Source organism: Geobacillus sp. PK12 (genome assembly GCF_004123125.1).
In the GTDB taxonomy this organism is placed as follows: Bacteria; Bacillota; Bacilli; order Bacillales; family Anoxybacillaceae; genus Geobacillus; species Geobacillus zalihae.
Genome location: NZ_SDKL01000056.1, coordinates 25135 through 41960, shown reverse-complemented (window position 1 = coordinate 41960; position 16826 = coordinate 25135). Strand labels below are relative to the sequence as shown.

Sequence of the window (16826 nt, the reverse complement as noted above, 5' to 3'; positions counted from 1 at the left end):
CACAAACAGCGTCTGAAAGTAGCGAAGCTGCATGAGAAAATTGCGAACCAACGAAAAGACTTTCTGCATAAGGAGTCGCACAAATTAGCGAAACGGTATGATTGCGTGGTCATCGAAGACCTCAACATGAAGGGAATGTCCCAAGCCCTCCATTTCGGTCAACGCGTTCATGACAACGGCTGGGGCATGTTTATCACTTTCCTTCGGTACAAATTGGAAGAACAGGGGAAGAAGCTGATCAAAATCGACAAATGGTTCCCCTCGTCCAAAACGTGTTCGTGCTGCGGTCGAGTCAAGGAGTCTCTATCGCTTTCTGAACGTACATTCCGCTGTGAATGTGGATTCGAGAGCGACAGGGACGTCAATGCGGCTATCAATATCAAACATGAGGGCATGAAACGATTGGCGATCGTCTAACTTGTCCTCGAACCGTGGGGCACACGGGGATCGCTCGGTCAACTTCCCATCATGAGATGGGATTACCCGAGAAGCCCCCACCTCTAAGCGAAGCGTAGGTGGTGGGAGTATGTCACCGCTTGGCCGATGAAATTTATGCACAGCATCATCACCAAAATGAGCAATGATGCAGGCAGCCATACCCACCATTTGTTTTGCAGCACATCGGGATTGGTCGCATAGCTGACCAGCGTCCCAAGGCTTGGCGTGCTTTCCGGCAGCCCGAACCCCAGGTATGTAAGACCTGACTCAATGCCGATGTTGCCAGCTAAGTTCAACGTCAAATTGACGATGATAATGGAGCTTAAGTTCGGCAAAATTTGAAACAAAATGATTTTCCAATCCGGCGTCCCGAGCGTCTTGGATGCGCTGACATAGTCCAATTCCCGCTCGGCAAGCGTCTTGGCGCGAATGAGCCGGGCTTTGCCCGTCCATAAAAACGCGCTCATAATCAAAATGAACGTCGCCACATTGTATTTCGGGACGATGGCTACAAAGACGATCACCAACATTAAAAACGGCAAGACAAGAATAAAATCGATGATGCGCATGATGACGTTGTCGATCCAGCCGCCGAAATAGCCGGCCACAAGCCCCACCACAAGGCCGATCGCACCTGTGATTAGCGTAATCGCCAGGCCGATCGTAAAGGAATTGCGGGCTCCAATGATCAGCTGGCCGAACACATCGCGGCCGCCATAATCGGTGCCAAGCCAATGTTCCGCCGATGGCGGTGAATAAATGGCCAAAAAGTCTACCTTTACAATTTCCTCTTGGTCTAAAAAAATGGAAGCGCCGTAGACAATCAGCAAAATGACGGACAATATAATGAGCGAAACAAGAGCCAGCCGATCGCGGACGAGCTCCCGCCACATAATCGAAAGAGCGGAAGGGCTTTTCTCACAGGCTATTTCAACTGGAGCAGGACGGTTCACCTCAATTTTCATATTCCACGCCCCTCCCTTACTCAATGCGAATGCGCGGATCGACCGCACTTAAAATAATGTCAGAAAGCAAGGTCCCCACAAGCGTCGCGACCCCGGAAATCATCACAAGCGCCGTTACGACGCTGTAGTCGCGCTGCATAATCGACTGCAAAAACAGTTGTCCAAGCCCTGGATAACTGTAAATGGACTCTAAAAACACGGAACCGCCGATGAGACCCGTAATTTCATAGCCTAAAAACGCTGCGATCGGCAAAAACGAATTGCGCAAAATGTGCCGCCAGTAAATCTGGCGTTCTGGAACGCCCTTGGCGCGCGCTGTTTTCACGAAATCTTTCACTTTCGTATCAATGATTTCGCTTCGCAAATATTGAATGGTGACGACCGTGTTGATGAGCGCGCCCGATAAAGCCGGAAGCATGAGATGATTCAACTTGCTTCAACATTTTTTGTAATTTGATCCTTATCATATATGATTATTTAGAACATAAATTTGTTTGACTATATTAATGTTTCAAACGCTCAGCTTTTTTTGCTTTGTTGAATGCGCATCGAAAAAAATCGCCTTTACTCGACAAACAGAGGAGGGCGATGCTGTTTCATTTTTTCCGCCCCGTAACGTGCAAGCCAAAACGCAAAAACGCAGATGCCCATGACGAGACATCCGCGTTTTTCCATCATTTAAACGCCATCGCCGCCCGCACCGCTTTTTTCCAGCCATCGTAGAGCATCGTTCGCTTGTCATCATCCATCTTCGGCTCAAACCGGCGCTCGAGCTGCCATTGGGCGGCGATGTCATCTCGGCTGTTCCAGTAGCCGACCGCCAACCCAGCCAAATACGCCGCACCCAAGGCCGTCGTTTCATTCACAACCGGACGTTCGACCGGAACGGCAAGCAAATCACTCTGGAACTGCATAAGGAAATTGTTTTTCACCGCCCCGCCGTCAACGCGCAGCGTGGTCAGCGAGATGCCGGAATCGGCTTCCATGGCGGCGAGCACATCTTTTGTCTGGTAGGCGAGCGATTCCAAGGTGGCCCGGATGAAATGCTCTTTCGTCGTGCCGCGCGTGAGGCCAAACACCGCCCCGCGCACCTCGCTGTCCCAATACGGCGTGCCAAGACCGACGAACGCCGGGACGACATACACCCCGTCAGTCGACTCGACTTTTTCAGCGTACGCTTCGCTGTCCGCCGCTGTTTTGATCATCCGCAAGCCGTCGCGCAGCCATTGAATGGCCGAGCCGGCGACGAAAATGCTGCCTTCAAGGGCGTATTCGACCTTGCCGTCAATCCCCCAGGCGATTGTTGTGAGCAGCCCGTGTTTCGATTGCACCGCTTTTTCCCCCGTATTCATCAGCATAAAGCAGCCCGTGCCGTACGTATTTTTCGCCATCCCTTCCCGAAAGCACGCCTGGCCGAACAAGGCCGCCTGCTGGTCGCCCGCGGCGCCTGCGATCGGCACCTCGACGCCAAAGAAGTGATAAGGGGCGGTTTTCGCGTACACTTCTGACGACGGCCGAACCTCAGGAAGCATTGCCTTCGGTACGCCTAGGATATCAAGCAGCTCTTCATCCCACTCGAGCGTATGAATGTTGAACATTAATGTGCGCGACGCGTTCGAGTAATCGGTTACATGGGCGCGGCCGCCGGACAGCTTCCAAATGAGCCACGTATCGATCGTGCCGAAAAGCAATTCGCCGCGCTCCGCCCGTTCGCGCGCTCCGTCGACATGGTCCAAAATCCATTTCACTTTTGTCCCGGAAAAATAGGCGTCAATAAGCAAGCCGGTTTTTTCGCGGAACAGCGGATCATATCCTTTCGCTTTCAACTCCTCGCAAATGCCGGCCGTCTGCCGCGACTGCCAGACGATGGCGTTGTAAATCGGGTTGCCGGTGTCTTTCTCCCACACCACCGTCGTCTCCCGTTGGTTCGTAATCCCGATCCCTGCCACTTGTTCCGGCTTCACTTGCGCCTCGGACAAGACGCTGGCAATGACAGCAAGCACCGATCCCCAAATTTCATTGGCGTTGTGCTCGACCCAGCCGGGCTGCGGAAAATATTGCGTAAATTCTTTTTGCGCCATATGAACGATTTCGCCCTTTTGATTGAACAAAATCGCGCGCGAGCTCGTTGTGCCTTGGTCGATGGCTAACATGTATTGATTCATAACCTTCTTCCCCCTTCTCCTTGATGAGCTTGCAATCCCCATATGCCAGCTACAGAGAACGGCGGCTTGTGGCGCTCACTGTCTTTCCGTTTGTCATCTTCGGCGCCGCCAAAACGACTGCGGTTGCCGCCAGCACTCCCCATAATGCGGCTGACGGTTTTCCCAAGAAAACGGCTTTATAGACCAAACTGCCTAACGCACCCCCAAGCAGCGGTCCGACGATCGGCACCCACGCATACGCCCAATTCGATGACCCTTTCCCTGGGATTGGCAACAAAAAGTGAGCTAACCGAGGCCCAAAGTCTCGAGCGGGATTAATGGCGTATCCCGTCGTACCGCCGAGCGACAGTCCAATCGCCACGATCAAAAAACCAACGACAAACGGATTAAGCCCATCAGCGAATTTGTTGGCGCCAATGGCCAAGATGGCCAAAACCAACACAAACGTTCCGATGATCTCGCTAAGCAAGTTGGCAGCCGCATCCGGCACAGCCGGACCCGTCGCAAACACGCCAAGCTTGACACCCGGGTCGTCTGTTTCCTTCCAATGCGGCCAATAGTGGAGATAGACGACGGCAGCCCCAACCATAGCGCCAAGTACTTGTGCCAACACATAGCCAGGGACATCTTTCCATGGAAAATCGCCGCTTATGGCCAGTGCCACTGTCAGCGCTGGATTGAGATGGGCGCCACTATACCGGCCGACAGCGTATACGGCCACGGCCACCGCCAACCCCCACCCCATCGTAATGACCATCCAGCCCGAATTGGCCGCATATGATTTCTTTAAATTGACCCCGGCGCACACACCAGCGCCGAAAATGATGAGCAGTGCCGTACCGATGAATTCCCCTAAAAATGGCGACATTTGTTCTCTTCCCCCTTTTCATTCGTGATTTCCTCTGCTATTTCCTGCTTGGGCGGCCCCTCCGGAGGGTTAGCCGTTGGGTGGAAAAACAAAAACCCACACACTTCCCCGCTCATCAACGAGGAATATGTGTGGGTCTCCGCTTCTCCACCACAACATTATTAACTTGCTTTTAGCATATCATCTGTTGAAAACGCTGTCAACCTATTTCTTCGGCAAAATTTGCACGTAATCGAAGTCGAGCGTATCGACCGCGTCTTCGATATGAAGGCGGGTGATGAACCGGTACGACCGGCCGGGGCGCGATGGCGGCAAGGTTTCCGGAATCGTGTAGGAAAACGGGATCTCCTTTTTCTCGCCCGGCTTGATCGAAAACGCTCCGGCCGCCGGAATGACGGCGACAATGTCATCCAGTTCCTTGCCGTTTTCGATCGTTTTTTGCACGAGCTCCACATCGAGCCGCTCGATCATTTGTTCCACCGTTCCGCCGTAAATGTGGACGATCCCTTGAATCATTTCCCCCTGGCGCCATAACGATTTATTTAAGATCAAGTCGACGTGCGCCGACCCGACTCCGACTCTGGACATCATTTTGCGCAATAACACCGCAGTCACCTCTTTGTCTCTCTTGTCATATCATCATACGAAAAAACGAAGCCGCCTGTTTCAACGCGAGCCAAAAAAGAAACAGACGATGCTGGCGCGGCACGTCTGCCCCTGGGAGAAACAGGGACGAATGCGGCTTATTTTGTTACCGCTTACATTTGAGATTACCGCATTCGCCTTCCGCTGTCAATTGGTTATTCGTACACATTTTCGTTTTCGATAATGTAATCGATCCGAATGACCGGGACGTCCTGTTGCTCGACTTCCGCAACAATCAAGCCGACGCGGTCATTATAGATGCAAAACATATCCTGCCCTTTGCGAAACGCCGACTCTCCGTACGAAAGAACCATGTGGTAAATTTTATTGTCGCTGAAATAGCGGCGGCTGACCCGGTTGCCCAATCGAACGATCACTTCTTTTCCCGCGATTTTTCCGCGGTACATCCGCTTCTCCCCCTTTTCGTCGTTCCTATTCCAATGTATGGCCGTTGTTGCCCGCTCATGACTTTTTTCTCCCCAGCGGCCCGCTTTCCTTTTCAACGCATTGTTTTTCGGGCCGGCAAACAATTTTTTTCGGAAATTTCCTTTCTTTTGCTTGACGCAGCCACCCGCGGTAGTGTATAGTAAAGTCATCACATAACAGAATATATTTCAGGCATTCAACATGAAGACGCATCTTGGATGGCTGTGAAGTATATTTTGTTATTTGATAAAAATCTTGAGGTTAGCCGAACAGGCTAAAGGTATTAGGAGGAATTCAGTATTATGCAACGTGGTAAAGTAAAATGGTTTAACAACGAAAAAGGTTACGGTTTCATCGAAGTGGAAGGCGGTTCCGACGTATTCGTCCACTTCACGGCGATCCAAGGTGAAGGGTTCAAAACGTTAGAAGAAGGCCAAGAAGTTTCGTTTGAAATCGTCCAAGGAAACCGCGGACCGCAAGCAGCGAACGTTGTCAAATTATAAGACTTCGTTGACATAGACGAGAGAACGGGAGCGGAACGAGAGGCACTCTGTTTAAGCAGGGTGCCTTTTTCATTACGATTTGCATAGATTCCATCAAACGGCAAACAATAAAGAAAGGGAGGTGTTCATATGGCCAGACGCGATGCCGACATACATACGGGATACAACGACGTAAAGCAAGTGGAAATGTTCGTCGAGACGGCGGAGAAAATGGTCGGCCAGGCGACGATGCAGCTCGACCCCGAGATGCTTCGCCACGCCGAACAAGCGGTGAAAAACGCCCGCGACCAACTTGCGCGCGCCCGCCAAGAAGCAACGGGCGTCGACGGTGATTTTCTCGCCCGTTGCGAACAAACATTGGCCCGCGCCGAACACCAGCTTCGCGAGGCGCAGCAATAACAGCAAAACGGAGCTTCGCTTGGCGAAGCTCTTTTTGCACCATCTATAAGGCGGAGGACAAACAGCGATTTCCTTTTGGAGTGAAAAGAAGAACAGCTTTTGAGGTTTCTCCATGTTAAAACGTATGTTCTGTCAATCACCGGCCTTCGCAGCGCATCCGCTTCCTCCGTTCAAACGCCAGAGCTTGCCTGGTCGCAGCCGGCACCGCCCCAGGCTCGCGAAAGCGCAGATTGGGGCTCCTATCGCCCGCACCAACCGCCTCTTAAAAAAAATTCCTTCATTACCGACGCGGACGCGGCGGCGCTGATAGAAGCATCTCCCCGTACTGCCGCATTTGTTCCCCGACCGTGCATTGCTGGATGCAAAACGATTGGGCGTACGTTTTGCCGTACTCTTTCCGGAACGTGCTTTTTAAAAAGCAGCCATCGCAGTACGTTTCCTCCAGCCAAGCGATTTGGTCCAATATTTCTTTGCGTCGGTTCCGCTTCTTTCCCATACGACCTTACCCTTTCCCTGTCAATTCCGTTCGGCTTGTGATGATCTGCCCTTCAAGCGCCTGGCGGGCGAGCGAATCCGCCTCTTTATTTTGTTTGCGCGAAATCGGCTCGTACGCCGGTTCGATGTGAAGTTCGCGCATTTTCGCTTCAATGCGGTCAAGCCAGATGTTGAAATCGTCCTCAAAACACGGCCAATCGCCGGACAGCTGCTTTAACACGACGTGGGAGTCGCCGCGGAACGTCACCGGCAAATGATGAACACCAAGTTCCTCGAGCAGCTGCATGACAAACCAAAACGCCGCATACTCTGCCTCGTTATTGGATTTGATTTCGCCGAGCCGGCGGTTGGCGCGCAACCGGTAGCGATGATCGTTTTGCTTATAGTATACGACCGCGCCGGCGCCGCCTTGGGACGTCTCATGGTCAAAGCCGCCGTCGAAATACACAACGATCTCATGCGGCTCGCCGGCGATCTCCTCAAGCAGCTTTTGCAGCTCTTTTTTTGACCACACCGTGCCGTTTCGATCGATGAACTCCACTGTTTTCGTCCGCCCGGTTTTTTCAAAATCATCCGCCAAAGCGAGCGCCTTTTTGGCATCGACCCAATCGGAGACAAGAAACGCCTCTTGTTTTTTCGGCGTGATATACGTCCAGTGGATTTGTACGTCCAACGCATTGTCACCCTTCCGCGTGGCGATGATCGGAGCTGGTTTTTATTTTACCACACTTGCGCCCTTGTTCATTACCTAATATTATGCGCAAATTCTTCTTGTATCAACCATTTTGCCGCAGGCGCCCATCTTTTTTCCAAAATATCTATCTTTTTCGGCCTACTTGTGGTACACTAGCGGCTAGCACCCAAAATGAGATGGGGCGCAAGCATATGAAGAGGGAGGATTCGAATTGAAGCGTCAAACCATAGCCGATCTGAGTCTGCTCATGGTGACGTTCGTCTGGGGGGCGACGTTCGTCGTCGTCCAAAATGCCATTTCGTTTTTGGAGCCGTTGTCGTTTAACGCCGTTCGCTTCAGTTTGGCCGGCTTGTTGCTTCTCACCTGGATCGCTGCCGCTTCCCGCCCACTCTTCGGCCAGTTGTCATGGCGAGTCATCGGCGCTGGAGCGTGGATGGGGCTATGGCTGTTTTGTGGCTACGCATTCCAAACGATCGGACTGTTGTATACCACTTCCTCGAAAGCCGGCTTTATTACCGGACTGAGCGTTGTGCTCGTTCCATTGTTTTCCTTTTTGATTTTAAAGCAAAAACCGTCTGTGAATGCGGTCGTTGGAGCGGCACTTGCCGCGTTCGGCCTGTATTGGCTGACAGGGGGAGCGGAGCTGTCGTTCAATCAGGGCGATTTCTTTGTCTTTCTTTGTGCTGTTTCCTTTGCCATGCACATTATCGTCACCGGCCGCTATTCCTCTCAGCATTCGACGATGCTGTTGACCATGGTGCAAATTTTTACCGTCGGCATCCTCTGTTTCTTCTTTGCCTTTTGGTTTGAAGACGCCGCGCAAATGTGGAATATGGCGGTGCTCCGCCGTCCGGAAGTATGGGGGGCGCTCGCTGTGACATCGTTGTTGGCGACGACCGCGGCGTTTCTCATCCAAACGGCGGTGCAAAAATATACGACTCCCGCCCATGTCGCGCTGATTTTCGCCATGGAGCCGGTGTTCGCCGCTTTGACCGCCTACCTTTGGGCTGGAGAGCGGCTGTCGCCATCGGCCTGGCTTGGCGGCGCTGCGATTTTGGCCGGCATGATTTTCGCCGAACTGCCAAGCATGCGCCTCTGGGGCAGACGGTGGCGGGAAAAGCGGAACATCCCATCGTAGCCGCAACGATTGCTCTTAGCGAAAAACAGTGAAGCTTTCCTCCTTTGCTTATATTTTGACCAAGAGCGGCCATACTATCCGTAAAGAGCGGAGGTGAGAGCAATGACCAAAAACGGCGGCCGAAACCGCGGCACGAAGGCGCCGGGCGTCAACCCGCAAGGCTTTGGTCAAGACGGAACGTTCACCCCGGATCCAAAAAGCAAGCTTGAGAACGCAGCGAAAAAGCTCAACACAAAATAAAAGCAGGCTTCCCGATATGGGAGCCTGCTTTTTGTCGTTATTGTTTCACTTTCGCCAATTTTTCGCGCAACACCATTTGCAAAATGCCGCCGTGGCGATAGTAGTCGATTTCGACTTCACTGTCAAAGCGGACGATGACCTCAAATTCTTTCTTCTCACCCGTATCCGGGTTCGTCGCCGTCACTTTGACGAGATCGCGCGGTTTGACGTTTTCATCGATGTGAATGTCGAACACTTCTTTACCCGTCAAGCCGAGCGTCTCCGCATTTTCGCCTTCTTTGAATTGCAGCGGCAGGACGCCCATCAAAACGAGGTTCGAGCGGTGGATGCGCTCAAAGCTTTCGGCGATGACCGTTTTAATGCCGAGCAAGAACGTCCCTTTCGCCGCCCAGTCGCGCGAGCTGCCCATGCCGTAGTCTTTGCCGGCGATGACGACAAGCCCAGTGCCGTCTTGTTTGTATCTCATGCACGCATCGTACATCGACATCACTTCGCCGGTCGGCCAGTACGTCGTATAGCCGCCTTCCGTGCCCGGCGCGATTTGGTTGCGGATGCGGATGTTGGCGAACGTGCCGCGCATCATCACTTCATGGTTGCCGCGCCGCGAACCGTACGAGTTGAAATCTTTCGGCTCGACGCCTTTCGAGATCAAGTATTGGCCTGCCGGCGTGTTTTTGCCGATCGACCCAGCTGGCGAAATATGGTCAGTCGTGACCGAATCGCCGAACTTGCCGACGACGCGCAAGCCGGTGAGAGGTTCGACTTTGCGCACTTCCGGCGACAAGCCTTCAAAGAACGGCGGATTTTGAATGTACGTCGAGTTTTCATCCCATTGGTACAGCGGCTCATCCGTCGTTTCGATGGCGTTCCAGCGCGGATTGCCGTCGAACACGCGCTCATATTCTTTGCGGAACAGTTCCGGATCGACCGCTTGCTTGACGACATTCTTCACTTCTTCCATCGACGGCCAAATGTCGCGGAAATAGACGTCGTTGCCGTCTTTGTCTTTGCCAATCGGCTCGTTAAGCAAGTCAATGTCGACCGTGCCGGCGAGCGCATAGGCGACAACAAGCGGCGGCGATGCCAAATAGTTGCCTTTGACAAGCGGGTGGATGCGGCCTTCAAAGTTCCGGTTGCCGGACAGGACGCTTGTCACGAGCAGATCGCTTTCCGCGAGCGCTTTTTCGAGCTCCGGCGCAAGCGGACCTGAGTTGCCGATGCATGTCGTGCAGCCGTAGCCGACAATGTTGAAACCGAGCTGCTCAAGATACGGCAACAAGCCCGAATCGCGCAAATAGCCGGTGACGACTTTCGAGCCCGGCGCGAGCGACGTTTTCACGTATTTCGGCACTTGCAAGCCTTTTTCGACCGCTTTTTTCGCCACTAAACCAGCGGCGACAAGCACGTACGGGTTCGACGTGTTCGTACAGCTTGTGATGGCCGCGATGACGACAGCGCCCGTTTTCAATTTCACTTGTTCGCCGTTCAGCTCGACCGTAATTTCCCGCTCCAAGTCCGCTTCCGTCAAGCCAAAGCCTTGGTTGCCTTGCGGCGCTTTCACCGCGTCGCGGAACGACTGTTTCATTTTCGAGAGCGGGATCAAGTCTTGCGGCCGTTTCGGGCCAGACAAGTTCGTTTCAATTTCCGACAAGTTGATTTCCACCACATCCGTAAACACCGGCTCCGGTGCATCCGGCGTGTAGAACAAACCGTTCGCTTTGCAATACGCTTCGACGACTTGAACGTGATGTTCGTCGCGGCCGGTCAAGCGCAAATAGTCAAGCGCTTCAGCGTCGACCGGGAAGAAGCCGCACGTTGCCCCGTATTCCGGCGCCATGTTGGCAATCGTCGCCCGGTCGGCAAGCGGCAAAGTCGCTACTCCTGGTCCGAAAAATTCAACGAATTTGCCGACGACGCCTTTTTTCCGGAGCACTTGCGTCACCTTAAGCGCCAAGTCCGTGGCCGTCGCTCCGTCCGGCAGCTTGCCTGTCAGGCGGACGCCGATGACTTCCGGCACCGGGAAGTACGACGGTTGGCCGAGCATGCCGGCTTCCGCTTCAATGCCGCCGACCCCCCAACCGAGGACGCCGAGGCCGTTGATCATCGTCGTATGCGAGTCCGTGCCGACAAGCGTATCCGGGAACGCTTCGTACTCGCCGTTTTCCCCTTCGACCGCGTGAACGACGCTGGCCAAATATTCCAAGTTCACTTGGTGGACGATCCCCGTTGCCGGCGGAACGGCACGATAGTTGTTAAACGCTTTTTGCGCCCATTTCAAAAACTTGTACCGTTCGGCGTTCCGTTTGAATTCCAAATCCATGTTGTACTCCAGCGCATCGTCTGACCCGTAGCGGTCGACTTGCACCGAGTGGTCGATAACGAGATCGACCGGAATTTCCGGGTTGATTTCGTACGGGTCGCCGCCTAGATCCGCCATCGCTTTGCGCATCGAAGCCAAATCGACGACGGCCGGCACGCCGGTGAAGTCTTGCAAAATGACGCGCGACGGCTTAAACGGCACGTCGATGTCTTTCATTTCCGGCGTTCCCCATTTCGCCAAGTTTTCGACGTGCTCTTTCGTGATGACGCGGCCGTCGACTTGGCGAAGCACCGATTCAAGCAATACTTTGATCGAGTACGGCAGGCGGCTCACCTGGCCGATGCCCGCTTCTTCAAGCGCTTGCAAACGGTAGTAGTTGTACGTTTTGCCGTTTACAACAAACGAAGAGCGGGCGTTGAACACATCTTGTTTCGCCATATGTATAACCCCCTTCACTTCACAATAATACTATACTATTTTTTCGCACAAAAGTCGAAAAAATAGCATGAATTCTCCCAATCCCCATAAAGTTCGGCACGACTTTATCTTATTATAGAACAGCACAAGTTGTAAATAATGATTTCCAATGTCTCGCCATATTACTTCCTTACCGCGGCAAAAGAGGAATAAGGCGCCCGTTTCGTCGCAAACTAGAAGCGGAGGTGAAACGAATGGCAAAGCGAAAAGCAAACCACGTGATCCCTGGCATGAACGCCGCCAAAGCGCAAGGAATGGGAGCCGGCTACAATGAAGAGTTTTCCAATGAACCACTGACAGAAGCCCAGCGCCAAAACAACAAAAAACGAAAAAAGAACCAATAGCATGGCGGCCATTTCGCCATCCCGGACTGCCATAGCATGCAAAAAGGGAATGACCGCCGCCGGCATTCCCTTACTCGTTCTCATTGACTTCGTCAACGATCGCCTGCAAATCGCTGCGGAATTTCTCAAGCTGCATGCGCTGCGTTTCCGAGGCGACTTCAAGCGCGTTTTCAATTTGTGCAAACGCTTCGTTCACTTCCTGCCGCAAATGGGCTAACTGATGGCCGTAATCGGCTTGATCGCGGACGAGATGGTCATGCCACTCTTTTGCCTCCATCGTCGCCTTTTGCGCCGCCTGAAACGCGTCTTGCTTCGTTTTATGATAAACCATGGCTCGTTCCTCCTTCGCAGTCATCGCGGTCATCCACTACTTATCGTTTCAAACCGGGCGCAAATTATGCGCCGAATAAGCAAAAGCACAACGCCGCATGCTAACGGACAAAGGAGGGACAACAAATGACGAACAAAAACGACGGCAAAGATATGCGCAAAAACGCCCCAAAAGGCGACAATCCTGGGCAGCCGGAGCCGCTTGACGGTTCGAAAAAAGTGAAGAACCGCAATCACACGCGGCAAAAGCACAACACAAGCCACGATATGTGACGAAAACAAGCGGAGTTTCCTTATCTCCGTTTAGCCGCGCCCGGCGGCAGCCGGGCGGGCTGAACGGCTGGTGTCATTATGTTTACATAATAAAATTATTGTAAAATCAACAAAGCGGGCGGTCGCTAGAACAGCCCGTTGCCGCCCGCCTTGGGTTCATTCCCGTTGAAGTGAATCATCCTCACCCGGTCAACAAGCCGGCCGACGGCGATTATGATTCGGCTGTTTGCCGCTTGAGCGCTTCATACAGCTCCACGAATTCAGCGGCTAAGTCCTTGACCGTGATCGCCGTCATCAAATGATCTTGGGCATGCACCACAAAAATCGTCACCACCGGCTGCCGCTATGCACAAAACAAAAGAACGAGGCCTTATTCGACCCCGTTCATCTCGTGAAGACATGGTGCCCGATGCGAATCGTCACCGGACGCGACAACATCCATTTGTCTTTTGTGATTTTCGGATTGTAGAAATAAAGCGAGCCGCGGCGATCGTTTGGGAATAAGGCCAGCGCCTTGTCGACCGCCTCGTAATCCTGCTTGGTCGGCTGAATGCGGGTCAATTTCCCCGTTTTGGCTGGTACAAACGCATAGCCGGATTTCGTTTTTTGATAAATGACGCCGCGCACCGTCTTTGGAAACTCCGGATGCTTTGTGCGGTTTAAAACCACAAGCGCCACTTCCACCTTGCCGACCAACGGCTCGCTCGAACCGGTCTCCGCTTGCACAAGCTGGGCGAGAAGCTTCCGGTCAGCGGCGCTTAATGAGATCGATTTCTTCTTTGCCGGCGCCGAAGCCGATCGCTTCGCCGCAGCCGGCACTTTCAGCCTTTCTCCGGCATAAATGGCATCGCTTTTTAAGTGATTTAACAACTTTAACGAAGCAACCGTAGTATGATATTGTTTGGCGATCTTCGACAACGTATCGCCTTTTTTCACTTGATAGTATGTATACGAGCCAGCCGCTTCCGCCGACAGCCCATGAGAGCTTAACGCCATACAGCAAGTGATCGCGAGCGCTGCAATCGTCTTTTTCACTCTGCGCATCCCCCTCATCGTTGCCTTTTGGCTTTTTTCTGTTTACTAGATTAGCAGGCAAAGAAGGGAACGTCACTGTATATCTTTTCCATACAAAGCGGCCGGCGGCTTTCCATCCATTGGCGCTGTATGGCGGGACAAGCTTTTTTACAGTTGCATTACAGTTGCGTTACACTTCGTAACAAGCCGCCGTTTGAAACTTGCCAAACAGCAAGCTTTTCGACATAATAGTAGACGAATCTTGCCTATGGCAAAACAGTTGATCATCATGTTGGGGTGGGGATCGTGCTGACCGGATGGTTTCTTTGGTTTATTTTGCTTTGGGTCGTCTTTTTGCTTGTCATGATGTCGATCGGCGGCTTTTTCATGTTCCGCAAGTTTTTGAAGCGGCTGCCGAAAGAAGATGGGAAATCGGAGCTCGACTGGCAGGAATATTACATTGAACAGACGCGTCATCTATGGGGGGAAGAAGAAAAAGCGCTGCTTGAGGAATTGGTTCGCCCTGTGCCGGAATTGTTCCGCGACGTCGCGCGGCAAAAGATCGCCGGCAAAATCGGCGAGCTTGCGCTCAAGGAACAGGCGCCGCGCATCACACGCGACTTGCTCATCCGCGGGTATATTATCGCGACGCCAAAGCGCGACCATAAGTTTTTGATCCGGACATTGCAGGCGAAGAACATCGATCTCGCCCCTTATAAACATTTATTGGAAAGCCGCTGACGTTCCGCCTTTCGTCTAAGGCTGACCGGCAGCTTTCGTCTGTTTCAGCATGAAAAAAGCGGCCCAAACAAGCAGCTTTTTAGGCCGGGACCGACGACTTCAGCTCCGTCTGCGGGACAATTCCAGGGAAGCGAAGTGAAGTGGCTTGGCGCAACAAAAAAGGGAGCTGTCCATCAGCGGGACAGCTCTTTATGTCAGCACTGGCGGTTTCAGCTGCGCCGCCAGCTTTCTATACGAAACGTACATCGCAATCCGCCATGGGACGATCATCGAAAACGCGAGCAAATAAAACATGCCGCTTAACTGGCGGTAGTCGATCGTTCGTCCTAAATACGTTTTCAAGCCAAGACGAATGACAATCAACCCGAGCAAAATCCAAATAAAGGATTTTGAGCGTTTCAAATAAATATCGCTGCCGCGGATTTCAAATTTTGACGTTTTAATGAGAAACAGCGAGAAAAACAGGCCGAGAATGACCGCTTCGATGAGCTCCCCGCGCGTAACGCGAAAGACCGGATCGATGAACATCAGCGCCCCGGTGCTCATAAACAGCGGCGGCAAAATAATTTTTTTGGCATTCGTCGGCTTTTCCGACGCCTTCATGCGCACAAAAAAGATGAAAAACGCCATCACAACGGCGATGAGCGATGTAACAAGCGCCAAAGCCATCACCTTCTTCCGACAAAATTCACGGACAACGCCATTATAGCAAAAACCGCTCCGCTTGCCTACCGTCCTCTAAAGCCGCCCCCGCCTTCGCCAAACATCGCGCTCGCTTCATCCCTCTCGCTTGCCAAGAGGAACGCAGCCAGCTGTCTTCCAGCGGTCATAAGCCGGCGCCTTCCTATGCCGTACGGAGCCGAAGCCCGCTTACAAAAGACGGGCAATCGCCTCGAGCACGCGGGTTTCTTCAAACGGCTTGACGATGAAGTCGGCCGCTCCGGCTTCAATGGCCTCAACGACCATACGCTGCTGCCCGAGCGCCGAGCAGATGATGATTTTCGCCCCGGGATCGATCTCCTTAATCGCCCGCACCGCTTCAATCCCATTCATGACCGGCATCGTAATGTCCATGATGACAAGATCGGGGCGCAGCCGGCGATACAGCTCGACCGCCTCTTTGCCGTTTTCCGCCTCACCGGCTACGGTGTGATCCGTTTTTTCCAGTATGCGCGCCAGCGTTACCCGCATAAACTTCGCATCGTCAGCAATTAAAATGGCAGCCATCTTTCCATCGCCCTCTCCTCAACGATATTCCTCCAACAACAGCCGCTAAAAACCGGTGAAACCGCCAAACAAGCTTGTCGTATAAGCAATCAGCTTTGTCATCCAGTCAAAGTACAAAACGACGCCCATCGCCACCATGACATAGCCGCCCGCCTTCATGATGGATGCGCTATGGCGGCGGATCCATTGCAGCTTGCCGATAAAAAACGACAACATGAAAAACGGAACGGCAAATCCGAGCGTATAAGCAAGCATATACATCATTCCTGAGCCCGGGTTGGTGGCGGCTAGAGCGACAACCGCCACCAAAATCGGCCCCATGCACGGCGTCCAACCGGCGGCAAACGCCATGCCGATCAGCACGGAGCCGACATATCCCGATGGCCGTTCACGAAACGAAATGCGCCGGTCTTTCAGCAAAAACGCCGGCTTCCACAGCCCGGCGACGACGAGGCCGAGAGCGACGATCACGACCGCGCCGATTTGCCGGATCGCATCTTGATAATCAACAAACAGCCTTCCAAGAAGCGAGGTGCCAAAGCCAAGCGAGATAAAAATGAGCGAGAAGCCGAGCAAAAAGCAAAGCGTATGCCATAAGCTGCGGCGGTTCAGCATCGCGTTTTCCTCTTTCAACTCGCTGACCGACACGCCGGTGATATACGATAAAAACGCCGGATAAAGCGGCAAGCAGCACGGGGAAATAAACGACAAAAACCCGGCGCCGAACGCTAAAAATAGATTGAGATCATTCATTGGTGAACCAGCCCCTGCTTTTTTACTTTTTATTTTAGCAGAATTCCTTCTTCCCGTAACATGTTTCTCATTGTTCCTGGTCAATTTTTCTATTTTCCATTTTTGCGTTCACTGATAAAATAGTATAAAGCACCATACACAATACTTCAAGCAAAGGACGGTCGATTCGTGCCGAAATGCAAATTGTTGACCTTGATTGAACAAAAGCGGATGGAGCTTGTCGACACGGTGGCCAAAACGGGGTTAAACTCGGCGGCGGCCATGAAAATCAGCAAAGAACTTGACACGTTGCTCAATGCCTATCAACGCGAACAAACCAAGCGGCGAAAGCAAAGCGCCTCCCGCTAGGCGGGACATGGCGCTTTCTTCTT

The 16826-nt window shown here is 52.7% G+C and carries 22 protein-coding genes and 2 pseudogenes; 9 read left to right on the top strand and 15 right to left on the bottom strand.

Features of this window, described 5'->3' with window-relative positions:
- Positions 1 to 417, top strand: a 417-nt coding sequence (locus ETR37_RS15515; protein WP_164978013.1) for an RNA-guided endonuclease InsQ/TnpB family protein, incomplete at its 5' end; no start/stop codon positions are given.
- Between the two features lie 83 nt (positions 418 to 500).
- Here the strand turns inward: ETR37_RS15515 and ETR37_RS15510 are convergent.
- The 6 genes and pseudogenes from ETR37_RS15510 to ETR37_RS15485 all read right to left on the bottom strand — a co-directional run bounded on the left by ETR37_RS15510 (position 501) and on the right by ETR37_RS15485 (position 5488).
- A complete protein-coding gene (locus tag ETR37_RS15510) occupies positions 501 to 1403 on the bottom strand; it encodes an ABC transporter permease (RefSeq protein ID WP_081133000.1) in 903 nt (300 codons plus the stop codon).
- A gap of 16 nt (positions 1404 to 1419) precedes the next feature.
- Positions 1420 to 1839, bottom strand: a pseudogene (locus ETR37_RS15505) (ABC transporter permease); the annotation flags it as partial.
- Between the two features lie 238 nt (positions 1840 to 2077).
- Complete coding sequence (gene glpK / locus ETR37_RS15500) at positions 2078 to 3568, bottom strand: glycerol kinase GlpK (protein WP_081133001.1); 1491 nt, start codon at positions 3566 to 3568, stop codon at positions 2078 to 2080.
- Positions 3569 to 3617: 49 nt separating this feature from the next.
- Positions 3618 to 4436 carry an MIP/aquaporin family protein gene (locus ETR37_RS15495; protein WP_081133002.1) on the bottom strand — a complete coding sequence of 273 codons (819 nt, stop codon included), beginning with the start codon at positions 4434 to 4436 and terminating at the stop codon, positions 3618 to 3620.
- Between the two features lie 204 nt (positions 4437 to 4640).
- The gene (locus tag ETR37_RS15490; RefSeq protein ID WP_013145663.1) at positions 4641 to 5042 is read right to left on the bottom strand and encodes a sporulation protein; all 402 of its coding nucleotides are present in this window, start codon (positions 5040 to 5042) and stop codon (positions 4641 to 4643) included.
- 194 nt (positions 5043 to 5236) lie between these two features.
- Positions 5237 to 5488: a hypothetical protein gene (locus ETR37_RS15485; RefSeq protein WP_013145664.1), complete on the bottom strand. Its 252-nt coding sequence runs from the start codon at positions 5486 to 5488 to the stop codon at positions 5237 to 5239.
- Positions 5489 to 5809: 321 nt separating this feature from the next.
- Here ETR37_RS15485 and cspD point away from each other — a divergent pair, with 321 nt between their 5' ends.
- The gene (gene cspD / locus ETR37_RS15480) at positions 5810 to 6010 is read left to right on the top strand and encodes a cold-shock protein CspD (RefSeq protein WP_003251474.1); all 201 of its coding nucleotides are present in this window, start codon (positions 5810 to 5812) and stop codon (positions 6008 to 6010) included.
- A gap of 129 nt (positions 6011 to 6139) precedes the next feature.
- Positions 6140 to 6409, top strand: coding sequence for a DUF2564 family protein (locus ETR37_RS15475; protein WP_015374483.1), 270 nt, complete (start codon positions 6140 to 6142; stop codon positions 6407 to 6409).
- A gap of 280 nt (positions 6410 to 6689) precedes the next feature.
- Here the strand turns inward: ETR37_RS15475 and ETR37_RS15470 are convergent, their stop codons facing one another.
- Both ETR37_RS15470 and ETR37_RS15465 read right to left on the bottom strand, forming a co-directional pair.
- On the bottom strand, positions 6690 to 6905 hold the full coding sequence (locus ETR37_RS15470; RefSeq protein WP_013145666.1) for a zinc-finger domain-containing protein: 216 nt from the start codon (positions 6903 to 6905) through the stop codon (positions 6690 to 6692).
- A gap of 6 nt (positions 6906 to 6911) precedes the next feature.
- Entirely contained in the window at positions 6912 to 7577 is a 666-nt protein-coding gene (locus ETR37_RS15465) for a ribonuclease H family protein (RefSeq protein ID WP_015374482.1), read from the bottom strand.
- A gap of 232 nt (positions 7578 to 7809) precedes the next feature.
- Between ETR37_RS15465 and ETR37_RS15460 the strand changes: the two genes are divergently transcribed.
- Complete coding sequence (locus tag ETR37_RS15460; RefSeq protein WP_015374481.1) at positions 7810 to 8736, top strand: DMT family transporter; 927 nt, start codon at positions 7810 to 7812, stop codon at positions 8734 to 8736.
- Positions 8737 to 8838: 102 nt separating this feature from the next.
- Positions 8839 to 8976, top strand: coding sequence for a small, acid-soluble spore protein L (gene sspL, locus ETR37_RS15455; RefSeq protein WP_011230846.1), 138 nt, complete (start codon positions 8839 to 8841; stop codon positions 8974 to 8976).
- A gap of 37 nt (positions 8977 to 9013) precedes the next feature.
- On the opposite strand, the gene acnA is transcribed toward sspL, so the two are convergent.
- Positions 9014 to 11734, bottom strand: coding sequence for an aconitate hydratase AcnA (acnA, locus tag ETR37_RS15450; protein ID WP_013145670.1), 2721 nt, complete (start codon positions 11732 to 11734; stop codon positions 9014 to 9016).
- A 233-nt stretch (positions 11735 to 11967) separates the two neighbouring features.
- On the opposite strand from acnA, the gene sspO reads away from it, so the two are divergent.
- Positions 11968 to 12117, top strand: coding sequence for a small acid-soluble spore protein O (gene sspO / locus ETR37_RS15445; RefSeq protein ID WP_008879509.1), 150 nt, complete (start codon positions 11968 to 11970; stop codon positions 12115 to 12117).
- Positions 12118 to 12187: 70 nt separating this feature from the next.
- Here the strand turns inward: sspO and ETR37_RS15440 are convergent, their stop codons facing one another.
- Positions 12188 to 12448, bottom strand: a complete 261-nt coding sequence (locus ETR37_RS15440; RefSeq protein ID WP_015374479.1) for a hypothetical protein — start codon at positions 12446 to 12448, stop codon at positions 12188 to 12190.
- A 125-nt stretch (positions 12449 to 12573) separates the two neighbouring features.
- Between ETR37_RS15440 and ETR37_RS15435 the strand changes: the two genes are divergently transcribed.
- Entirely contained in the window at positions 12574 to 12720 is a 147-nt protein-coding gene (locus ETR37_RS15435) for a small acid-soluble spore protein P (RefSeq protein WP_011230843.1), read from the top strand.
- A 211-nt stretch (positions 12721 to 12931) separates the two neighbouring features.
- On the opposite strand, the pseudogene ETR37_RS15430 reads toward ETR37_RS15435, so the two are convergent.
- Positions 12932 to 13051, bottom strand: a pseudogene (locus ETR37_RS15430) (PTS lactose/cellobiose transporter subunit IIA); the annotation flags it as partial.
- Between the two features lie 53 nt (positions 13052 to 13104).
- A complete protein-coding gene (locus tag ETR37_RS15425) occupies positions 13105 to 13773 on the bottom strand; it encodes a cell wall hydrolase (protein ID WP_174520695.1) in 669 nt (222 codons plus the stop codon).
- Between the two features lie 267 nt (positions 13774 to 14040).
- On the opposite strand from ETR37_RS15425, the gene ETR37_RS15420 reads away from it, so the two are divergent.
- Positions 14041 to 14475, top strand: coding sequence for a DUF2621 domain-containing protein (locus ETR37_RS15420; protein ID WP_011230841.1), 435 nt, complete (start codon positions 14041 to 14043; stop codon positions 14473 to 14475).
- 189 nt (positions 14476 to 14664) lie between these two features.
- On the opposite strand, the gene ETR37_RS15415 is transcribed toward ETR37_RS15420, so the two are convergent.
- The 3 genes from ETR37_RS15415 to ETR37_RS15405 form a co-directional block, all read right to left on the bottom strand.
- The gene (locus ETR37_RS15415) at positions 14665 to 15144 is read right to left on the bottom strand and encodes a CcdC family protein (protein ID WP_483299682.1); all 480 of its coding nucleotides are present in this window, start codon (positions 15142 to 15144) and stop codon (positions 14665 to 14667) included.
- A 201-nt stretch (positions 15145 to 15345) separates the two neighbouring features.
- Positions 15346 to 15702: a response regulator gene (locus ETR37_RS15410; RefSeq protein WP_011230839.1), complete on the bottom strand. Its 357-nt coding sequence runs from the start codon at positions 15700 to 15702 to the stop codon at positions 15346 to 15348.
- Between the two features lie 45 nt (positions 15703 to 15747).
- Positions 15748 to 16455, bottom strand: a complete 708-nt coding sequence (locus tag ETR37_RS15405) for a cytochrome c biogenesis protein CcdA (protein WP_011230838.1) — start codon at positions 16453 to 16455, stop codon at positions 15748 to 15750.
- Between the two features lie 168 nt (positions 16456 to 16623).
- Between ETR37_RS15405 and ETR37_RS15400 the strand changes: the two genes are divergently transcribed.
- Entirely contained in the window at positions 16624 to 16803 is a 180-nt protein-coding gene (locus ETR37_RS15400; RefSeq protein ID WP_011230836.1) for an aspartyl-phosphate phosphatase Spo0E family protein, read from the top strand.
- Positions 16804 to 16826: the final 23 nt, after the last annotated feature.

Bases quoted from the DNA above. Each gene is read 5' to 3' on its own strand.
- ETR37_RS15470 (WP_013145666.1), bottom strand. From the start codon at position 6,905: ATGGGAAAGAAGCGGAACCGACGCAAAGAAATATTGGACCAAATCGCT.
- cspD (WP_003251474.1), top strand. From the start codon at position 5,810: ATGCAACGTGGTAAAGTAAAATGGTTTAACAACGAAAAAGGTTACGGT.
- ETR37_RS15415 (WP_483299682.1), bottom strand. From the start codon at position 15,144: ATGGCTTTGGCGCTTGTTACATCGCTCATCGCCGTTGTGATGGCGTTT.
- ETR37_RS15485 (WP_013145664.1), bottom strand. From the start codon at position 5,488: ATGTACCGCGGAAAAATCGCGGGAAAAGAAGTGATCGTTCGATTGGGC.
- ETR37_RS15510 (WP_081133000.1), bottom strand. From the start codon at position 1,403: ATGAAAATTGAGGTGAACCGTCCTGCTCCAGTTGAAATAGCCTGTGAG.
- glpK (WP_081133001.1), bottom strand. From the start codon at position 3,568: ATGAATCAATACATGTTAGCCATCGACCAAGGCACAACGAGCTCGCGC.
- ETR37_RS15440 (WP_015374479.1), bottom strand. From the start codon at position 12,448: ATGGTTTATCATAAAACGAAGCAAGACGCGTTTCAGGCGGCGCAAAAG.
- sspL (WP_011230846.1), top strand. From the start codon at position 8,839: ATGACCAAAAACGGCGGCCGAAACCGCGGCACGAAGGCGCCGGGCGTC.
- sspO (WP_008879509.1), top strand. From the start codon at position 11,968: ATGGCAAAGCGAAAAGCAAACCACGTGATCCCTGGCATGAACGCCGCC.
- ETR37_RS15425 (WP_174520695.1), bottom strand. From the start codon at position 13,773: ATGAGGGGGATGCGCAGAGTGAAAAAGACGATTGCAGCGCTCGCGATC.
- acnA (WP_013145670.1), bottom strand. From the start codon at position 11,734: ATGGCGAAACAAGATGTGTTCAACGCCCGCTCTTCGTTTGTTGTAAAC.
- ETR37_RS15410 (WP_011230839.1), bottom strand. From the start codon at position 15,702: ATGGCTGCCATTTTAATTGCTGACGATGCGAAGTTTATGCGGGTAACG.
- ETR37_RS15435 (WP_011230843.1), top strand. From the start codon at position 12,574: ATGACGAACAAAAACGACGGCAAAGATATGCGCAAAAACGCCCCAAAA.
- ETR37_RS15475 (WP_015374483.1), top strand. From the start codon at position 6,140: ATGGCCAGACGCGATGCCGACATACATACGGGATACAACGACGTAAAG.
- ETR37_RS15405 (WP_011230838.1), bottom strand. From the start codon at position 16,455: ATGAATGATCTCAATCTATTTTTAGCGTTCGGCGCCGGGTTTTTGTCG.
- ETR37_RS15495 (WP_081133002.1), bottom strand. From the start codon at position 4,436: ATGTCGCCATTTTTAGGGGAATTCATCGGTACGGCACTGCTCATCATT.